The organism is Pseudalkalibacillus hwajinpoensis, from assembly GCF_039851965.1.
GTDB classification, from domain to species: domain Bacteria; phylum Bacillota; class Bacilli; order Bacillales; family Guptibacillaceae; genus Guptibacillus; species Guptibacillus hwajinpoensis_E.
The window spans coordinates 446,652-467,431 of sequence record NZ_CP156674.1 but is presented as its reverse complement, the minus strand read 5'-3'; the positions used below and the strand labels follow the sequence as shown (position 1 = coordinate 467,431).

The window sequence follows — 20,780 nt, the reverse complement described above, 5'->3', positions numbered from 1 at the left end:
TTTGAATAATTAATAATAAGGAAGATTTTAAAATTCACCTCAATGGGGGGAGGAAACGTACTGTGGCAGATTATCTAGTTATTGTTGAATCTCCCGCTAAAGCAAAAACAATTGAAAAATATTTAGGGAAGAAATATCAGGTGAAAGCTTCGTTAGGTCATGTTATTGACCTTCCGAGAAGCCAGATGGGCGTTGACGTTGAAAACAATTATGCACCTAAATATATAACAATACGCGGGAAAGGCCCTGTGCTGAAAGAAATTAAAGATGCTGCAAAAAAAGCGAAGAAAGTCTATCTCGCAGCTGACCCCGATCGCGAAGGGGAAGCAATTGCATGGCATCTCGCTCATAGTTTGAAAATCGATGAGCAGGCGGAGTGCAGGGTTGTATTTAATGAAATTACGAAAGATGCGGTCAAAGATGCGTTTAAACAACCGCGACCAATTAACATGGATCTTGTTGATGCGCAGCAGGCGCGCCGTGTGCTTGATCGCCTGGTTGGCTATAACATCAGCCCGCTTTTATGGAAGAAAGTTAAAAAAGGATTAAGTGCTGGTCGGGTACAATCCGTAGCAGTTCGCTTAATTATTGAAAGAGAAAAAGAAATCCAGAACTTTGAAGCCGAAGAGTACTGGAAAATCAAAGCCTCATTTGAAAAAGATGGTGAGCAATTTGAGGCTGGATTCTACGGGATAGAAGGAAAGAAAACGGATCTTCATTCAAAAGAAGATGTAGACAAGGTTCTTAATCGAATCGAGGGAGATCAGTTTAAGATTCAATCTGTTCAGAAGAAAGAACGTAAGCGAAACCCAGCCCTTCCTTTTACCACCTCTTCTCTACAACAGGAAGCAGCACGAAAGCTAAACTTCCGTGCGAAGAAAACCATGATGCTTGCACAGCAGCTCTATGAAGGGATTGCGATTGGAAAACAGGGTACGGTTGGTTTAATTACGTATATGAGAACGGACTCAACAAGAATCTCTGAGACCGCTAAGGATGAAGCCAAGAATTATATAGAAGGAAAATATGGAGAAACATACCTTGCTGGGAGGAAACCGGCTAAAAAACAATCCGGTAAATCTCAAGATGCTCACGAAGCAGTTCGTCCAACATCGGTAATGCGCGATCCAGCGGAAATGAAAGCTTACTTAAAAAGAGATCAGCTTCGCTTGTATAAGCTGATCTGGGAACGCTTTGTAGCCAGTCAAATGGCTCCGGCTATCATGGATACAATGAGCGTTGATCTAGAGAACAATGGCACTATGTTCCGCGCTACAGGCTCTAAAGTGAAATTTAAAGGATTTATGAAAGTGTACGTGGAAGGAAACGATGACAACAAGAAAGAAGAAGACAAAATGCTTCCTGACCTTGAAGAAGGGATGGGTGTGAAGTCGTCTGAAATCGATCCGACACAGCACTTTACCCAGCCGCCGCCAAGATATTCTGAAGCTCGTCTTGTAAAGACGATGGAAGAACTCGGGATTGGCAGACCATCAACATATGCACCAACCCTCGATACAATCCAACGTCGAGGATACGTGGCTCTTGAAGATAAGAAATTTGTACCGACAGAGCTTGGTGAAATCGTTCTTGAGCTTATTTTGGAATTTTTCCAGGACATTATTAACATTGAATTTACAGCCGGTCTTGAAAATAGTCTTGACAAAATCGAGGATGGGGATGCAGAATGGATTTCTGTCATAAACGAATTCTATCAGAACTTTGAGCAGCGTTTGAAAATCGCTGAAGAAGAAATGAAAGAAGTTGAGATAAAAGACGAGCCAGCTGGAGAAGACTGCGAGAAGTGCGGTTCTCCAATGGTGATTAAAATGGGGCGTTACGGTAAATTTATGGCATGCTCGAATTTTCCGGATTGCCGAAACACGAAGCCGATCTTAAAAGAGGTCGGGGTCACCTGTCCGAAATGTAAAGAAGGTAACGTCGTTGAACGAAAAAGCAAGAAAAATCGTATTTTCTATGGTTGCGATCGATTCCCGGAATGCGATTTTCTATCATGGGATAAGCCGATAAAGCGACCGTGTCCTAAATGCGGAGACTTGCTTGTTGAAAAGAAAACGAAGAAGAAAAAAGAAATCAAGTGTGTGAACTGTGATTTCATTGAAGAAGAAAACTAGTAAGGAGTTTTAGCAATGAGTAAACATGTTACGGTTATTGGAGCCGGACTAGCAGGGAGTGAAGCAGCGTGGCAGTTGGCAAAGCGCGGCGTAAATGTTCACCTGTATGAGATGCGCCCTAAGAAGCAGACACCGGCCCATCACACAGATAAGTTTGCTGAGCTTGTCTGCAGTAACTCGCTAAGAGCAAATACACTTACGAATGCGGTTGGCGTATTAAAAGAAGAAATGCGCATGATGGATTCAGTTATTATTAAATCGGCTGATGAGTGTGCAGTGCCAGCAGGTGGCGCACTTGCGGTTGACCGTCACGAGTTCGCTGCGAAAGTAACAGAAAACGTGAAAAACCATCCGAATGTGACTGTTTTTTCAGAAGAATGCACGACAATCCCGGAAGGTCCAACAATTATTGCAACAGGGCCACTTACGTCGAAAGATCTCTCTGATCAACTGAAGGCACTAAGTGGTGAAGAATACTTATATTTCTACGATGCTGCGGCACCAATTATTGAAACCGAAAGCATCGATATGAATAAGGTGTACAAAAAATCTCGTTATGACAAAGGGGAAGCAGCTTACTTAAACTGTCCAATGACAGAAGAAGAGTTTAACTCTTTCTATGAAGCGCTGATCTCAGCTGAAACGGTCCCACTTAAAGAATTTGAGAAAGAAATTTTCTTTGAAGGGTGCATGCCGATTGAAGTGATGGCACAGCGTGGTCACAAGACGATGACGTTTGGTCCGCTTAAGCCTGTGGGTCTCGAAGATCCGAGAACGGGAAAGCGTCCTTATGCTGTGGTTCAGTTGAGACAGGATAATGCATCGGGTACGCTATATAATATTGTAGGCTTCCAGACTCATTTGAAGTGGGGTCCACAAAAAGAAGTGATTCGGTTAATTCCCGGACTTGAAAATGCAGACATCGTCCGTTATGGTGTAATGCACCGCAACACCTTTATCAATTCACCGAATTTATTAAAAGCAACATATCAGTATAAATCGCGTGAAAACTTATTTTTCGCTGGCCAGATGACTGGTGTAGAAGGGTATGTGGAGTCAGCGGCTTCAGGATTAATCGCTGGTTTTAACGCAGCTCGTCTTATGAATGAAGAAGAGCCTCTTGTATTTCCTGAGGAAACGGCTCTTGGTAGCCTTGCGAATTATATTACAACTGCCAATCCGGATAACTTCCAGCCGATGAATGCAAACTTTGGTCTCTTCCCCCCTTTGGAAGCACGTATTAAAGGTAAGAAAGAGCGGAATGAAACGATTGCGACCCGAGCCTTAGAAACAATTCAGAATTTTTTAAAAATAATGTAAATTCCTATTGCTAAGGCTTCTAAATTGTGATACGATTTAGGAGCCTTTTGAGGTGATAACTATGAAAAGCAATCAAAAGACACATATTCAGTCTTTTTCTGAATATCTTCAGATTGAAAAGAATTGTTCACCACATACGATCTCAAGTTATTTACAGGACATCGAACACTTTAAGTCCTTCATGGAGCAGCAGACGATCGATGTCCTTGCTGCTGTTTCTTATGCTGACGTTAGAATTTACTTAACGGAGCTTCACGAAAGAGGTTATGCAAGGAAAACAGCTGCAAGGAAAATATCAACGTTACGTAGTTTATATCGCTTTCTTTTAAGGGAGAATATCGTCGAAGTGAACCCTTTCACAATGAGCTCGCTACCGAAACAGGAAAAGCGACTTCCTCAATTTTTGTATGAGAAGGAATTGAGTGAGTTGTTTGAAGCCCCGGATACAAGCACGTCCCTTGGTCAAAGAGACAGGGCGCTGCTAGAAGTCCTTTATGGGTGTGGCATTCGTGTTAGTGAGTGTGTTGCTCTTAATTTAGAAGACATTGATTTTGCAATCGGCACGATCTTTGTAATCGGAAAAGGGCGTAAGGAGAGGTACGTACCCATCGGTAGTTTTGCTATAGATGCGATTAAGAAGTATATGGATGATGGTCGTGTAAAGCTTCTTTCATCAGGGAAAGAAGCTACAAAAGCTCTCTTTCTGAACTTTAGAGGAGCTCGGGTAACAGCGAGGGGAGTTCGCACAATTCTTGATAAAATTGTGGAGAAGGCTTCGCTGCATGTACATATAAGCCCTCATGTGATGAGACACACATTCGCAACTCATTTGTTAAATGAGGGTGCAGACCTGCGGTCGGTACAGGAGCTTCTGGGTCATGCCAATTTATCTACAACTCAAATCTATACCCATGTGACAGGTGATCGATTGCGAAATATATATATGGACCATCACCCAAGAGCGTGATTGCTCGTGAGGAGGAACTTATGGGAGACTTTCATTCAACAACGATTTTTGCAGTACAGCATAATGGCAAATGTGCAATGGCTGGAGATGGCCAGGTGACGTTTGGAAATGCTGTAGTGATGAAGCATACAGCAAAGAAGGTTAGAAGACTCTTTCATGGAAAAGTAATTGCTGGATTTGCAGGGTCAGTAGCAGACGCGTTTACTTTATTTGAGAAGTTTGAAAGCAAGCTTGAAGAATACGGTGGCAATCTTCAACGCGCAGCGGTTGAGCTCGCTAAAGAATGGCGAAGTGATCGTGTGCTAAGAAAGCTTGAAGCTATGCTAATCGTTATGAATAAAGAAGAGCTTCTTCTTATCTCAGGAACAGGCGAAGTGATTGAGCCGGACGATGGCATACTTTCCATTGGATCCGGGTCTAACTATGCACTTTCAGCGGGCAGAGCGCTCAAGCGATACAGTGAGAACAAAAGTGCAGAAGAGATTGCGAGAGCATCGATGGAAATTGCTTCAGAGATTTGTGTCTACACAAATGATCAAATTATCGTGGAAACCATTTAGTATTAAAACTGTATCCCTGGAGGAGATCGTATGTCTAATCCATTAACACCGAGACAAATTGTTGAGAAACTTGATCAGTATATTGTTGGTCAAAATGACGCCAAAAAGGCGGTAGCGGTAGCACTTAGAAACCGTTATCGACGAGGGCTCTTAAGCGATAAGCTGAGAGATGAAGTCAACCCAAAGAACATTTTAATGATTGGGCCTACAGGCGTAGGGAAAACGGAGATTGCAAGGCGTCTGGCTCGACTTGTAAATGCGCCATTCATTAAAGTGGAAGCAACGAAATTTACTGAAGTAGGTTATGTTGGTAGAGACGTTGAGTCAATGGTACGCGATCTTGTTGAAACATCCATCAGGCTTGTGAAGGAAGATCGCATGGAACAGGTGAAAGGCAAAGCGGAGGAGAATGCGAATAAGCGTATTGTCGAATTGCTTGTTCCTTCTGGTAAGAAGCAGACCCAATACAAAAATCCGCTTGAAATGTTGTTTGGCAATCAAGGGCAGGACGACACGAGCACAACGGCTTCAGAAGAACAGTCGATCTCATCAAAGCGAAAGCAGGTTGCTCAACAGCTCGCTCTTGGAGAACTTGAGGATCGCATGATCACAGTTGAAGTTGAAGAACAAAATAATTCTATGATGGATATGTTTCAGGGTGCCGGTATGGAGCAGATGGGCATGAACATGCAGGATATGCTTGGAAATATTATGCCAAAGAAGAAGAAGAAGCGTAAGCTCCCGGTTTCTGAAGCAAGAAAAGTATTAACTCAGGATGAAGCTGCTAAACTCGTTGATATGGATGAGGTAGCACAGGATGCCGTTTCGAAAACAGAACAAACGGGTATCATCTTCATTGATGAAATTGATAAGGTGGCAGGGAAGAGCCAGCAATCTGCAGATGTTTCGAGGGAAGGCGTTCAAAGAGATATTCTGCCAATTGTAGAAGGATCTACGGTAACAACGAAATATGGTCCAGTTAAAACCGATCACATTTTATTCATGGCCGCAGGAGCATTTCATATGTCGAAGCCTTCAGACCTTATTCCAGAACTACAGGGACGATTCCCGATCCGTGTTGAACTAGCGAGCTTAACTGTGGATGATTTCAAGCGCATTCTCACAGAGCCTGATAATGCACTTGTGAAGCAATATACAGCTTTATTGGAAACAGAGGGTATTAAAGTTGAATTTTCTGACGATGCTATTCTTAAAATTGCTACAATTGCAACGGAAGTGAATCAGGATACGGACAACATCGGAGCACGCAGGCTACACACAATTTTAGAGAAGCTTCTTGAAGATCTTTCATTCGAAGCACCAGATATTAATCTAGAAAGCATTACGATTACACCGGAGTACGTTGAGGATAAGTTAGCTTCTATTGCTAAGAACCGTGACCTCAGCCAATTCATCTTATAATGCATACAGGAGGATAAAAATTATGAATTTACTTGAAAAAACAAGAAGAATCAATGGAATGCTACAAAAATCAGAAGGGGCGGTTAACTTTACGGATATGGCGGAAACACTCCGTGATGTGATCATGGCTAATGTGTACGTTGTAAGCCGACGCGGAAAGCTACTTGGGATCGCGATTAACCAGGAAATCGAAAACGAACGCATGAAGAAAATGTTCTCAGAGCGTCAATTCCCTGAAGAATATACGCAGAACCTGTTTAACATTAATGAAACCTCTTCTAACTTAGATATTACTAGTGAATATACAGCATTCCCGGTAGAAAACCGTGATCTATTTGAAAAAGGATTAACAACAATCGTACCAATCGTTGGGGGAGGAAGCCGTCTCGGTACGTTAATCCTTTCACGTCTGAGCGATTCGTTCTCAAATGATGACCTTCTTTTAGCTGAATACGGAGCGACAGTAGTAGGGATGGAGATTCTTCACGAGAAAGCAGAAGAAATTGAAGAAGAAGCAAGAAATAAAGCAGTTGTTCAGATGGCGATTTCTTCCCTCTCTTACAGTGAACTTGAAGCCATTGAGCACATTTTTGAAGAGCTTGAAGGAAACGAAGGGCTTCTTGTAGCAAGTAAAATTGCTGACCGTGTAGGAATTACGCGTTCGGTTATTGTTAATGCACTTCGTAAGCTTGAAAGTGCTGGCGTTATTGAATCACGCTCTCTCGGTATGAAAGGAACTTATATTAAAGTTCTTAACGATAAGTTTCTTGTTGAACTTTCAAAACTGAAGACACAATAACAAACGCGCTCCGGCTTAGCCGGAGCGTATTTCTGTGAGCAAGGGAAAACCTTGCCGAAATAGGTGAATGCTGAATTCCCAAATCCAACTTGCAGCATTTAATTCTATGTGGTATAGTAATCAACGGTGTTAATCACACACGCTTGTTGATTTGGGAAGTGGTGCTGCGACTGCAGTTTTTCCCGAACGAGACGCAAGCGGAGGCTAAAAAACCATTAGGAGGAACACAATCATGGCAGTAATCTCTATGAAACAGCTTCTTGAAGCTGGGGTACACTTCGGTCACCAGACTCGTCGTTGGAACCCGAAAATGAAACCTTACATCTTCACTGAAAGAAACGGTATCTACATCATCGATCTTCAGAAAACAGTGAAGAAAGTCGAAGAGGCTTATAACTTCGTTCGTGACATCGCTCAGGACGGTGGTAAAGTTCTTTTCGTAGGTACGAAAAAACAAGCGCAAGATTCCGTTAAGGATGAAGCGATCCGTGCAGGTCAATACTACATTAACCAACGCTGGTTAGGTGGAACACTTACGAACTTTGAAACAATTCAAAAACGTATTAACCGCCTTAAGAGCCTTGAGAAAATGCAAGAAGACGGCACTTTCGAAGTACTACCTAAGAAAGAAGTTATCCTTCTTAAAAAAGAAATGGATCGCCTAGAAAGATTCCTTGGCGGTATCAAAGACATGAATGGCGTTCCGGATGCATTGTTTGTTATTGATCCTCGTAAAGAGCGTATCGCTATTGCTGAGGCTCGTAAACTTCATATCCCTATCGTTGCGATTGTGGATACAAACTGTGACCCAGACGAGATCGACTATATTATCCCTGGTAACGATGATGCAATTCGCGCTGTGAAACTTCTAACTGCTAAAATGGCTGATGCTATTATTGAAGTAAGCAAAGTAGAAGAAGAAGCAGAAGTTGAAGCGGTAGAAACAGAAGAGACATCTGTATAAGAACACAAAGGGGTGATAAAGGGGAACTCTAACCCCTTTATCACCTTTTTTTAACCCACAAGGATAAAATTACATACTATAATTCAAGGAGGAATTACTAATGGCAGTAACAGCTCAAATGGTAAAAGAATTGCGCGCACAAACTGGTGCAGGTATGATGGATTGCAAAAAAGCACTAACTGAAAACGATGGTGACATGGACAAGGCAATTGACTGGCTTCGTGAGAAAGGCATCTCGAAAGCAGCTAAGAAAGCAGATCGCGTAGCTGCTGAAGGTCTTGCAACTATCGCAGTTGAAGGAAACAAAGCAGTAATCGCTGAGATTAACTCTGAAACTGACTTCGTTGCAAAGAACGAGAGCTTTACTACACTAATCAATGAGATCTCTCAGCACCTCCTTCAATCGAATCCTGAGTCTGTTGACGCAGCTCTTGAAAGTAAAATGGAAAACGGACAAACAGTTACTGAATACTTAAACGACAAAATTGCGAAAATCGGTGAGAAGATCTCTCTTCGTCGCTTCCAAATTGTTGAGAAAACAGACGCAGATGCATTTGGTGCATACCTTCACATGGGCGGACGCATTGGTGTACTAACTCTTCTTGAAGGTACAACTGACGAAGAAGTTGCAAAAGACGTAGCAATGCACACTGCTGCTGTTAACCCACGCTTCGTATCTCGTGACGCGGTTCCAGCTGAAGAGGTTGAGCGCGAGCGTGAAGTCCTTAAGCAACAGGCACTTAACGAAGGCAAGCCTGAGAAGATCGTTGAGAAAATGGTAGAAGGCCGTATCAACAAATTCTTCGAAGAAATTTCACTTGTAGATCAGCCGTTTGTTAAAGATACTGATCAAAAAGTAGGTAAGTATGTAGCTTCTAAAGGCGCTACAATTAAAGGATTCATCCGCTACGAAGTTGGCGAAGGCATGGAGAAGCGTGAAGATAACTTTGCTGAAGAAGTTATGTCTCAAGTGAAGAAGTAAAATAATGATAGGGAACACATCGTGTTCCCTATTTTTCAAGAACAAATACTGATAAACATGCTGGAGGGTAAAAATGAGCGGAGCCAAGTATGAACGCGTTGTGTTAAAATTAAGCGGAGAAGCATTGTCTGGTGGAGAAGGTCAGGGGATTTCACCATCAATCGTTCAATCGATCGCATCTCAAGTGAAGGAAATTCATGAAATGGGTGTGGAAGTTGCGGTTGTTGTTGGTGGGGGTAATATCTGGCGAGGTAAAGTCGGTAGCGAAATGGGAATGGACCGTGCTACTGCTGACTACATGGGCATGCTTGCCACGGTTATGAATTCTCTTGCCATGCAGGATAGTCTCGAGAGCATTGGAGTTGAAACACGTGTTCAAACTTCGATTGAAATGAGACAGGTAGCAGAACCTTATATTCGTCGAAAAGCAATTCGACACCTTGAGAAAAAACGCGTTGTCATTTTCGCAGCTGGAACAGGAAATCCATACTTCTCAACAGATACAACAGCGGCCCTACGTGCAGCCGAAATTGAGGCTGATGTTATTTTAATGGCAAAAAATAACGTTGATGGCGTATACACAGCTGATCCTACAATTGATGCTACTGCGAAGAAGTATGATACTCTTTCTTATCTAGATGTTCTTAAGGAAGGGCTGGCTGTTATGGATTCCACAGCTTCTTCACTATGTATGGATAATGATATTCCACTTGTTGTCTTCTCGATTATGGAAGAAGGTAACATTAAGCGTGCCGTTTGCGGAGAAGAAATTGGAACAGTAGTAAAGGGGAGAAATTAAGATGCCGAAAGATATTTTGAAAAATGCTGAAGAACGTATGCAGAGTGGTGTTTCAAGTTTGAAGCGTGAACTAGCAACATTGAGAGCAGGTAGAGCGAATGCTTCTCTTCTAGATAAACTTCAAGTAGATTACTACGGTGCTCCAACACCTGTTAACCAGCTTGCGGGCATTTCAGTACCAGAAGCTCGTATGCTTTTGATTCAGCCTTATGACAAATCAGCTGTAGGCGATATTGAGAAAGCAATTCTTAAGTCAGACCTTGGGCTCACTCCTTCAAACGATGGTAATGTGATCCGTATTACGATCCCAGCTCTAACAGAAGAGCGTCGTAAGGATCTTGTGAAGCTAGTTAAGAAATATGCGGAAGAGGGCAAAGTTGTCATCCGTAATATCCGTCGTGATGCCAATGATGAATTGAAAAAGAAAGAAAAAGATGGCGATATTACTGAGGATGAACTTCGTCGTGGTAATGAGGATGTTCAGAAGCTTACAGATAAGTACGTAGCTGAAGCGGACAGCATTGCAGCAGACAAAGAAAAAGAAATCATGGAAGTCTAACCCAATAACATGTAAAATAAGATAATAAAAGAACCCTCTTTTCCCACAGGGGGTTTTTTTGTTAAGTAAGCGACACAATGGAGGATTTGCAATGCTTGGGAAGTTCTCGAACTGGATGAGAAAGAATGAAGATGAGGAACATTATGAAATAGATGCATCTGCTAATATCCCAGGACACATTGCGATCATTATGGATGGCAATGGACGCTGGGCGAAGAAGCGAGGTCTTCCGCGTGTGGCAGGCCACCGTGAAGGTGTGAAGGTAGTTAAGAAAATTGTACGAAAGGCAAATGATCTAGGGGTAAGTTACCTGACACTCTATGCCTTCTCAACAGAAAATTGGAAACGACCGAAAGAGGAAGTGGACTTTTTAATGAAGCTCCCGGAACAGTTCTTGCTGAGCCATTTGCCAGAGTTAATCGAGCAGAACGTTCAGGTGAGAATTATGGGAGAACGAGAGCAATTACCACCCCACACGTTCAAAGCCATTAGTAAGGCGGTTAAGGAAACAAAGGACAATACTGGACTTATACTTAATTTTGCTCTTAATTATGGTAGCCGTCATGAAATGAAGACAGCTATGCAGCGGTTATTAAGTGACGTGAGAAAGGGGATACTGACAGAGGATGATATCACCGAGGAGAAAATTTCTTCTTATCTACTCAGTAGTCAGTACCCTGATCCGGATCTGTTAATACGGACAAGCGGAGAAATTCGGTTAAGTAACTTCATGCTGTGGCAGCTAGCGTATACGGAACTCTGGTTTACAGAGGTTCTCTGGCCGGATTTCACTGAACATCATTTGGTGGAGGCCATAGAGGAGTACCAGCGACGAGGAAGACGTTACGGCGGGGTGTAAGTGTAGGAGGACATTAACGTAATGAAACAACGTGTTATTACGGGTGTGATTTTTGGCGCCCTATTGCTAGGTATAATCATCTTAGGAGACTGGCCGTTTATCATTCTCATGGCGCTTATTGCTACTGTAGGAATGGTTGAGTTATTAGTAATGAAAAAAATCACTCTGGTTTCACTTCCGGGGTTACTAGCGATTGTGGGAACTTGGATACTTGTTATGCCAGATGATTGGATTGCAGCGCTCACTTCGTCTGTTTTTACAAAAATTGATCTCTTATTCTTTGGGCTGCTCATTCTGTTAGCAATGACGGTGTTGACGAAGAATAAATATAGTTTTGATGAAAGTTCGTTTATCATGATGGCATCTCTTTATGTAGGACTTGGATTCTATTATTTCACGGCCACTCGTTATTTAGGGGAAAACAATGTTGAAGGAATGGTTCAGCTGTTTTTTATCATTTTTCTAATTTGGGCATCTGATTCTGGGGCATATTTTGTAGGACGCTCATTAGGAAAGAAAAAACTCTGGCCGCATATATCTCCTAATAAGACGGTAGAAGGAGCCATTGGCGGCATTGTTATGGCTGTCATTGTCGGTATCGGATTTCAACTGATCTACCCGGTTTACGAATCGCTTATTATCGTCCTTATCGTATCAGTTCTAACATCTGTTTTTGGACAGATTGGAGACCTTGTAGAATCAGCATTCAAGCGCCATTATGGGGTGAAAGATTCTGGCAGCATCTTGCCAGGGCATGGGGGGATACTGGATCGATTCGATAGTCTCATTTTCGTACTGCCACTTCTGCATTTACTACACCTGGTTTAGCGTATTTTCTATTCCTAAACAGAGTGGATTGGAGGAACTGATCGATTGAAGAAAATCAGCTTACTGGGAGCTTCTGGTTCTATTGGAATACAGACTCTCGATATTGTGAGAATGCATCCTGACTTGTTTTCCCTTGTAGCCGTTTCAGTAGGAAAAAATGTAGAGAAAGCAATTGAAATTGCCAACGAATTCCAACCAAAGCTACTATCGGTTCAAGAGCGGGAAGATGCTGAGTCTCTTAGAAGAATTGTATCCAGAAAGACGAAGATAGTCTACGGAGAAGAGGGCTTGCTTGAAGTAGCGTGCCATCACGAAACGACGGTGCTAGTCAATGCCATTCTTGGAAGTATTGGTCTATCTCCAACCCTTTCTGCAATTGAACAGGGAAAAACGATTGCAATCGCAAATAAAGAAACACTCGTAACAGCAGGACACCTCGTTACGGAGGCTGCTAAAAGACATGGATCAGCTCTCCTCCCTGTTGACAGTGAACATTCAGCACTTTTCCAATGCTTGAATGGCGAAAAACAGGAGCAAATGGAACGGTTGATTCTAACAGCTTCAGGAGGCAGTTTCCGAGATAAGAAGAGAGAAGAATTGCAGGGTGTAAGTATACACGATGCCCTGAATCACCCGAACTGGTCAATGGGCGCAAAGATCACTATTGACTCAGCGACGATGATGAATAAAGGACTTGAAGTCATTGAGGCGCACTGGTTATTTGGGACACCTTATGATCAAATTGATGTTCTTCTTCATAGAGAGAGCATTATTCACTCAATGGTAGAGTACATAGACGGAAGTGTGATGGCACATCTTGGTACTCCGGATATGCGAATTCCAATTCAATATGCACTTAGCTATCCTGATCGACTTGAAATCAGAAATGCAAAACGGTTAAACTTATGGGAAGTTGGCAAACTTCACTTTGAGAAAGTGGACGTTGACCGCTTCCGTTCTTTAAAGCTCGCATATGAAGCAGGTCGTGCTGGTGGTTCATTACCGGCTGTCCTTAATGCGGCGAATGAGACAGCTGTTGCTGCCTTTCTTGAAGGGAAAATTGATTTCTTAACGATCGAAGAGCTCGTAGAAAAAGCGATGGAAAACCATGATAATGTTCAAAATGCGTCGCTTGAAGATATTCTTGGCATTGATTCTGAAACAAGATTGCGAGTTCAGTTATTAATTAAATAAAGGTGGTAAGTGGATATGAATACTGTGATTTCGATCATTATCATATTCGGAGCGCTTGTCTTCTTCCATGAATTAGGTCATTTGCTCCTGGCAAAACGAGCAGGAATTCTCTGCCGGGAATTCGCAATAGGCTTCGGGCCAAAGATTTTCACAATCAAAAAAGGGGAAACGGTCTATACAATTAGACTCTTACCTCTTGGTGGTTTTGTTCGAATGGCCGGAGAAGATCCCGAAATGATTGAACTTAAACCCGGGCAGCGTGTCGGGCTTATGTTTAACGATAAGAATAAAGTTGAGAAAATAGTTATCAATCAAAAATCAGCTTATACGAATTTGAAAGAAGTAACGGTGGAAGAAGCTGATTTGGAGCGTGCCCTTTACATTAAAGGTTATGAAGGCGAAGAAGAACCAGCAGTCGTATATCCGATCGATGAGATCTCTCACTATGTGATGGATGGCTCTGAATTCCAGATTGCTCCTTATGATCGTCAATTCGGTTCGAAGTCACTCTGGGATCGCTTCCTGGCTATATTTGCTGGTCCTGTGATGAACTTCTTGCTTGCGATTGTTATTTTCATATCACTCGGATTATTACAGGGTACGCCTACGAATGAAGTAAGTGAAGTTGTCGAAGGAAGTCCTGCAGAACAGGCAGGAATGATGAACGGCGATATCATTACTGAAATTAATGGGACCGAAATTACAAGCTGGGATAAAATGACGTCCATCATACAGGAAAATGCCAATAATCAACTTGGCTTTAAAGTTGATCGTGAAGGAGAAGCCGTTACCTTATCGATCACTCCAGAGAAGCAGGAACTTACCGAGAATCAATCTGTTGGTAGGATCGGCGTTGCGCCTGCATACCAAGTGGACTTCTTTGATTCAATTGCTTTTGGGTTTTCTTCAACGATTGAATTTTCAAAAGCTATATTTGTAGGACTTGGACAATTGGTAACAGGACAGCTATCGATTGATGCTTTTTCAGGTCCGGTTGGTATTTATAGTTACACAGAAGAAGCCGCATCTGGAGGACTATATGTTCTTATGAGATGGGCAGCCTTCTTAAGCATTAACCTCGGGATCTTTAACTTACTTCCGCTTCCAGCACTTGATGGAGGAAGATTATTATTTATAGGTGTAGAAGCATTAAGAGGTAAACCAATTGATCCTCAAAAAGAAAGTCTTGTGCATTTTATAGGATTTTCATTCCTGATGTTACTCATGCTTGTCGTAACCTGGAACGACATTCAACGTTTCTTTTTATAGAATGTAGCGGAAGGACCCGTTTTGAACAATGAAGTGAGGTGCAGTTCATGAAACAATCCAAATACTTTAATCCAACCCTTAGAGATAATCCAGCTGATGCAGAAATCAAAAGCCATCGGCTGCTAGTTAGAGCGGGTTTTATGCGTCAGAATGCTTCAGGCATTTATTCCTACTTACCACTTGGTAAAAAGGTGCTAATGAAAATAGAAGAGGTCATTCGTCGGGAACTTGACGAAGCTGGTGCGCAGGAATTATTGATGCCAGCCATTCAACCGGCGGAATTATGGCAGGAAACAGGGCGCTGGGATGTATATGGCCCAGAGCTCATGAGGCTCAAAGATCGTCATGATCGTGCGTTCGCTCTCGGTGCAACACATGAAGAATTGATTACAAGTCTTGTTCGAGATGAACTTAGTTCTTACAAGCAATTGCCTGTAATCCTGTATCAAATTCAAACAAAGTACCGTGACGAACGACGTCCGCGCTTTGGTTTGCTTCGAGGTAGAGAATTTATTATGAAGGATGCGTATTCGTTCCATTCTTCAGAAAAACAGCTCGATGAAGCATATAATTTGATGCATGCAACGTACAGTAAAATTTTCACGAAACTAGGTCTTAATTTCAGACCTGTTGTAGCTGATTCAGGTGCTATGGGAGGGCAGGATACCGAGGAATTCATGGCCCTTTCAAGCGTTGGGGAAGACACGATTGCATATAGTGATGCTTCAGACTATGCTGCTAACATTGAAATGGCTGAGGTTCACGTAGCGTATGAGAAATCTGCCGAAGCCGAATTTCCATTAACAAAAGGGGAAGCTGAGGCAGCGCTTGATCGTCAAATACACCCGACTATCGTGAAGGTGAAGGATGAGACGATTCTTGTACTAGTCCGAGGTGACCATAAGCTAAATGATATTAAGGTGAAGAACCTGTTTAGTACAGATATGGTGGATGTTCCAGATGAAGCAGTTGATATCAAGGAATTTAAAGGTACTATTATTGCAGATCATGCGGTGAAAGCAATGGTAAATGCTGTTGTGACAGGTGCTCACGCTTACCAAAACCTCAATCCAGAACGTGACCTTACGATTGAACGTTTTGAAGACCTTCGCTTCATTCAAGAAGGTGATCCCGCACCAGATGGTAAAGGCACGATTGTCTTCGCAGAAGGTATCGAAATTGGTCAGGTGTTCAAACTGGGTACAAAGTATAGTGAAACGATGAAAGCCTCCTTCCTTGATGAAGGTGGAAAAGCACAGCCCATTATTATGGGTTGTTATGGTATTGGCGTTTCAAGAACGCTTGCAGCAATTGCTGAGCAAAGCGCTGATGAGAACGGTTTGAAATGGCCGCTTGCCGTTACGCCATTTGACCTTCATTTAATTACGATTAATGTAAAGGACGCTGATCAAACCACCTTATCTGATCGCCTTTATAATACGTTGCGCGATATACGATATGATGTCCTTTATGATGATCGCAAAGAGCGTGCCGGAGTTAAATTTAAGGATGCCGATTTAATCGGTCTTCCACTACGTGTGATCGTTGGGAAGAAAGCAAGCGAAGGCATTGTAGAAGTGAAGCGTAGAGATACTGGAGAATCAGTTGAAGTACATGTGGATGAATTAACGACAACACTTCAGCAGCTTTTCTCACAGATGAACTAAATTGTGGATAGGTGCCATGGGCACCTTCCACCTTTTTTTACTTTTGGCGATAAGCCAAGTTTATCAAATCGTCACCATGCGTAGAAGAAGGAGGAAGAAATGAATGGATCAGGAGATAAAGATAAGAAAAGAACGACTTCAGTTGCTCCTTCAGCAAATATCGTTTCCAGATAAATTTGAAGAATATTTTAAAGAGGCCTATATATCGAAATTAACCGTTTATAAAGAAACAAGGAAGTGGCATTTTGAATTTCATCTACCGGATGTTCTTCCATTCCATGTTTACGACCTTTTTCAAAGTCGCTTAAAAGATGGATTGAGCCATATTGCGGCCGTTACCTATACGATTAAGACTGAGGGTGGTGGTTCTGAAGAGCTTGCGTCAGCATACTGGGAAAATGTCGTCGAACTCATGCGGGATCATTCAGCGTCACTGACAGCCCTTTTGAAAAACCAGGCACCAAAAATAAATGGAAATAAGCTAATTGTATCGGTTCGTAATGAAACAGAGGCTGCCATTGCGAAGCGGAAGCTATCTGGTCCCATTACTGAATGTTACGCGGCAGCAGGTTTTCCAAAGTATATGCTGGAAGTTGAAGTAAAGGAATCAGAACAGGATTATAAGAAGTTTGTTGAGCAAAAGCAGCAGGAAGATCAATCGAAAATGATGGAAGCGCTGATTGAGAAGCAAAAAGCTGACAGTGCTAGCAAATCGCAAGTTCCTGATTCACTCGTAATTGGTTATAAGATTAAGGAAGACCCTGTGCCGATTGAATCGATTCAGGATGAAGAACGGCGCATTGCTGTTCAGGGATATGTGTTCCATGCAGAAACAAAAGAACTCAGAAGCGGTCGTACGTTACTAACGTTTAAAATAACGGATTACACCGATTCTATCCTGGTTAAAATGTTCTCTCGCGATAAAGAAGATGTTCCAATTCTAGAGGCGGTAAGGAAAGGCATTTGGGTAAAAGTGCGCGGTGGTATTCAAAATGATACATTCGTCCGTGATCTCGTGATGATCGGAAATGACCTGACTGAAATTAAACCAGATCTTAGAAAAGATGAGGCACCTGATGACGAGAAGCGGATTGAACTACATGCTCATACTCAGATGAGTCAGATGGACTCAGTCAATACAGCTGGTGGATTAATTGCTCAGGCAGCCAAATGGGGCCATCCAGCTATCGCTATAACGGACCATAACGTTGTTCAATCATTCCCTGACGCCTATGCCGCTGGCCAGAAAAACAACATTAAAGTCATATACGGTCTGGAAGCGGATCTTGTCGATGATGGGGTGCCAATGGCCTATAATGAAGCGGATGTGGATCTGGAAACGGGAACCTATATTGTCTTTGACGTGGAGACAACGGGTCTTTCTGCTGTCTATAACAAAATTATTGAATTAGCGGCCGTTAAGTTGAAAGATGGAGAGATAATTGATAAGTTTGAGCGGTTTGCAAATCCCCACCATCCGCTTTCATCAACAACAATTGAGCTTACAGGGATTACAGATGATATGGTTATGAATGCACCAGAGATTGACGATGTCATAAAAGATTTCTATGAATTCATGGGCGATGACATTCTTGTTGCCCACAATGCGAGCTTTGATATGGGGTTCCTCAATGTGGGGTTACGGAATATTGGTCTTGGAGAAGCAAAAAATCCAGTCATTGATACGCTGGAACTTGCACGTTTCTTATACCCTGAGATGCGGAATCACCGCCTGAACACATTATGTAAGAAGTTTGATATTGATCTAACCCAGCACCATAGAGCAATTTATGATGCTGAGGCGACCGGATATTTATTATGGAAACTCGTAAAAGATGCACTTGAACGCGAGATTACTAACCACAATATGCTCAATGACAACATGGGACAAACTGGCTTCCAGCGAACTCGTCCATCTCATACGATTATTCTTGCTCAAAATGATGTAGGACTGAAAAATTTATTTAAGCTTGTCTCCCTGTCACATATCGATTATTTCTACAGAACCGCTCGTATTCCACGTTCAAAGCTTGAAAAATATCGAGAAGGCTTATTGATTGGTTCTGGTTGTGACAAAGGTGAAGTATTTGAAGGCATGATGCAAAAATCACCTGAAGAAGTAGAAGAGATCGCGAAATTTTATGATTACCTTGAAGTTCAGCCACCGCAAAATTACATGCACCTCATTGAACGAGAGCTTGTGCAGGATGAAATGGCACTTCGTGAGATTATCGGTAAAATCGTGAAGCTCGGTGAAAAACTAAACAAACCTGTTGTAGCAACAGGAAACGTTCATTACCTTGAGCCAGAAGACCACATTTATCGTAAAATATTAATCAAAGCCCAGGCTGGTAATCCATTGAATCGTCAAACGCTTCCGCAGGTTCATTTCAGAACTACGAATGAAATGCTTGACTGTTTCCATTTCCTTGGTTCAGACAAGGCAAAGGAAATCGTTGTCCAAGATCCGCAAAAAGTGTCAGATTTAATCGATGACATTAAGCCTATTCAAGATGATTTGTTTACCCCGAGGATTGAAGGGGCAGATGAAGAGATGAGAGAGATGAGCTATAATATGGCTCGAAGTATTTATGGTGACGAATTACCTGTAATCGTAGAAGAGCGTCTTGAGAAAGAATTGAAAAGTATCATCGGGCATGGGTTTGCGGTAATTTACTTGATTTCTCATAAACTCGTTAAAAAGTCATTGAATGATGGGTACCTTGTTGGATCCCGGGGTTCAGTTGGATCCTCCTTTGTTGCGACAATGACGGAGATTACTGAAGTAAATCCTTTACCACCGCATTACGTCTGTCCATCTTGTAAAAAGTCTCAATTCTTTGATGATGGATCTGTGGGCTCCGGGTTCGACCTTCCCGATAAATCGTGTGACGACTGTAATGTACCGCTTACGAAAGATGGACACGATATACCGTTTGAGACGTTTCTTGGCTTTAAAGGGGATAAGGTACCCGATATTGATTTGAACTTCTCAGGAGAATACCAGCCACGAGCCCACAATTATACGAAAGAACTATTTGGTGAAGATAACGTGTTCCGAGCAGGAACGATCGGTACCGTAGCTGAGAAAACTGCGTATGGTTATGTGAAAGGGTACATGGGGGACCATGACCTTCATTACCGAGGTGCTGAAATTGACCGACTCGTGTCAGGTTGTACGGGTGTGAAACGAACTTCAGGGCAGCACCCTGGAGGTATTATCGTAGTGCCGGATTATATGGACATTTACGATTTTTCACCGATTCAGTTTCCGGCAGATGACAAAACATCCGCCTGGAAAACAACGCACTTTGATTTCCATTCTATCCATGACAATCTATTAAAGCTCGATATTCTCGGCCACGATGATCCAACCGTGATTCGAATGCTTCAGGATTTAAGTGGAATTGATCCGAAAACCATACCAACGGATGATGCGGAAGTGATGAAGCTTTTTAGTGGTACAGAGTCGCTCGGCGTAACGCAGGATCAAATCATGTGTAAAACAGGCACATACGGCATTCCAGAATTCGGTACGCGCTTTGTTCGACAGATGCTTGAGGATACCAAACCAAGTACGTTCTCTGAGCTTGTTCAGATTTCAGGACTGTCTCACGGTACGGATGTATGGCTCGGTAATGCTCAGGAACTAATTCAAGCCGGTACATGTAATCTAAGTGAAGTAATTGGATGTCGTGACGATATTATGGTTTACTTGATCTACAAAGGACTTGATCCATCACTTGCATTTAAAATTATGGAGTTTGTTCGTAAAGGGAAAGGCCTGCAAGAAGAGTGGGTAGTTGAGATGAAGAAGCATGATGTGCCTGATTGGTACATTGACTCATGCTTGAAAATCAAGTATATGTTTCCGAAAGCTCACGCCGCAGCTTATGTTTTAATGGCGGTTAGGATTGCATACTTTAAAGTTCACCACCCAATTCTCTTTTACGCAGCATACTTTACTGTTAGGGCAGATGACTTTGATATTGATACGATGGCAAAAGGCTCAAATGCCATTCGGGCAAAAATCGAAGAAATCAATGAAAAAGGACTCGATGCATCACCAAAAGAGAAGAACCTGCTCACAGTTATGGAAATTGCACTTGAGATGTCAGAGCGTGGACTTCGTATGCAGAAGGTAGATCTGTATCGCTCAAAAGCAGCTGAGTTTGTAGTGGACGGCGATTCGCTCATCCCGCCATTTAACTCTCTACCAGGAGTTGGAACGAACGCAGCGCTTAACATCGTTAGCGCAAAAGAAGGCGGCGAATTCCTTTCGAAGGAAGACCTTCAACAGCGAAGCAAAATCTCTAAGACCGTTCTCGAATATCTGGACGATCATGGATGTCTCGAAGGTTTGCCAGATGCCAATCAGCTCAGCTTATTCTAAAGGGATGCATTCGCTTCTCTGTTGAATTGGTGATATGAGTATGGTATAGTAATTGTGGAAATA

Annotated in this window: 16 protein-coding genes; all 16 read left to right on the top strand. The window is 42.4% G+C overall.

Features of this window, described 5'->3' with window-relative positions; all coding sequences use genetic code 11:
* Positions 1-62 precede the first annotated feature (62 nt).
* Positions 63-2,135, top strand: coding sequence for a type I DNA topoisomerase (topA, locus tag ABFG93_RS02315; protein WP_347550363.1), 2,073 nt, complete (start codon positions 63-65; stop codon positions 2,133-2,135).
* A gap of 15 nt (positions 2,136-2,150) precedes the next feature.
* Positions 2,151-3,455, top strand: a complete 1,305-nt coding sequence (gene trmFO, locus ABFG93_RS02310; RefSeq protein ID WP_347550362.1) for an FADH(2)-oxidizing methylenetetrahydrofolate--tRNA-(uracil(54)-C(5))-methyltransferase TrmFO — start codon at positions 2,151-2,153, stop codon at positions 3,453-3,455.
* 61 nt (positions 3,456-3,516) lie between these two features.
* Positions 3,517-4,422: a tyrosine recombinase XerC gene (gene xerC, locus ABFG93_RS02305; protein WP_347552728.1), complete on the top strand. Its 906-nt coding sequence runs from the start codon at positions 3,517-3,519 to the stop codon at positions 4,420-4,422.
* 20 nt (positions 4,423-4,442) lie between these two features.
* Positions 4,443-4,982: an ATP-dependent protease subunit HslV gene (gene hslV, locus ABFG93_RS02300; protein ID WP_347550361.1), complete on the top strand. Its 540-nt coding sequence runs from the start codon at positions 4,443-4,445 to the stop codon at positions 4,980-4,982.
* Between the two features lie 30 nt (positions 4,983-5,012).
* Entirely contained in the window at positions 5,013-6,404 is a 1,392-nt protein-coding gene (gene hslU, locus ABFG93_RS02295; protein ID WP_347550360.1) for an ATP-dependent protease ATPase subunit HslU, read from the top strand.
* 22 nt (positions 6,405-6,426) lie between these two features.
* Complete coding sequence (gene codY, locus ABFG93_RS02290) at positions 6,427-7,203, top strand: GTP-sensing pleiotropic transcriptional regulator CodY (protein WP_347550359.1); 777 nt, start codon at positions 6,427-6,429, stop codon at positions 7,201-7,203.
* Between the two features lie 232 nt (positions 7,204-7,435).
* Positions 7,436-8,167 carry a 30S ribosomal protein S2 gene (rpsB, locus tag ABFG93_RS02285; RefSeq protein WP_347550358.1) on the top strand — a complete coding sequence of 244 codons (732 nt, stop codon included), beginning with the start codon at positions 7,436-7,438 and terminating at the stop codon, positions 8,165-8,167.
* Positions 8,168-8,267: 100 nt separating this feature from the next.
* A complete protein-coding gene (tsf, locus tag ABFG93_RS02280; RefSeq protein ID WP_347550357.1) occupies positions 8,268-9,149 on the top strand; it encodes a translation elongation factor Ts in 882 nt (293 codons plus the stop codon).
* Between the two features lie 73 nt (positions 9,150-9,222).
* Positions 9,223-9,948: a UMP kinase gene (pyrH, locus tag ABFG93_RS02275; RefSeq protein ID WP_347550356.1), complete on the top strand. Its 726-nt coding sequence runs from the start codon at positions 9,223-9,225 to the stop codon at positions 9,946-9,948.
* 1 nt (position 9,949) lies between these two features.
* Positions 9,950-10,507 (top strand): ribosome recycling factor, encoded by a 558-nt coding sequence (gene frr / locus ABFG93_RS02270; protein ID WP_347550355.1) that lies wholly within the window; start codon positions 9,950-9,952, stop codon positions 10,505-10,507.
* Positions 10,508-10,598: 91 nt separating this feature from the next.
* Complete coding sequence (locus ABFG93_RS02265; protein ID WP_347552727.1) at positions 10,599-11,366, top strand: isoprenyl transferase; 768 nt, start codon at positions 10,599-10,601, stop codon at positions 11,364-11,366.
* Positions 11,367-11,387: 21 nt separating this feature from the next.
* The gene (locus tag ABFG93_RS02260) at positions 11,388-12,194 is read left to right on the top strand and encodes a phosphatidate cytidylyltransferase (RefSeq protein WP_347550354.1); all 807 of its coding nucleotides are present in this window, start codon (positions 11,388-11,390) and stop codon (positions 12,192-12,194) included.
* 45 nt (positions 12,195-12,239) lie between these two features.
* Entirely contained in the window at positions 12,240-13,388 is a 1,149-nt protein-coding gene (locus ABFG93_RS02255) for a 1-deoxy-D-xylulose-5-phosphate reductoisomerase (RefSeq protein ID WP_347550353.1), read from the top strand.
* A gap of 15 nt (positions 13,389-13,403) precedes the next feature.
* Positions 13,404-14,657: an RIP metalloprotease RseP gene (gene rseP / locus ABFG93_RS02250; protein WP_347550352.1), complete on the top strand. Its 1,254-nt coding sequence runs from the start codon at positions 13,404-13,406 to the stop codon at positions 14,655-14,657.
* Positions 14,658-14,704: 47 nt separating this feature from the next.
* Positions 14,705-16,324, top strand: a complete 1,620-nt coding sequence (locus ABFG93_RS02245) for a proline--tRNA ligase (protein ID WP_347550351.1) — start codon at positions 14,705-14,707, stop codon at positions 16,322-16,324.
* Between the two features lie 103 nt (positions 16,325-16,427).
* Positions 16,428-20,717, top strand: coding sequence for a PolC-type DNA polymerase III (locus tag ABFG93_RS02240; RefSeq protein WP_347550350.1), 4,290 nt, complete (start codon positions 16,428-16,430; stop codon positions 20,715-20,717).
* Positions 20,718-20,780: the final 63 nt, after the last annotated feature.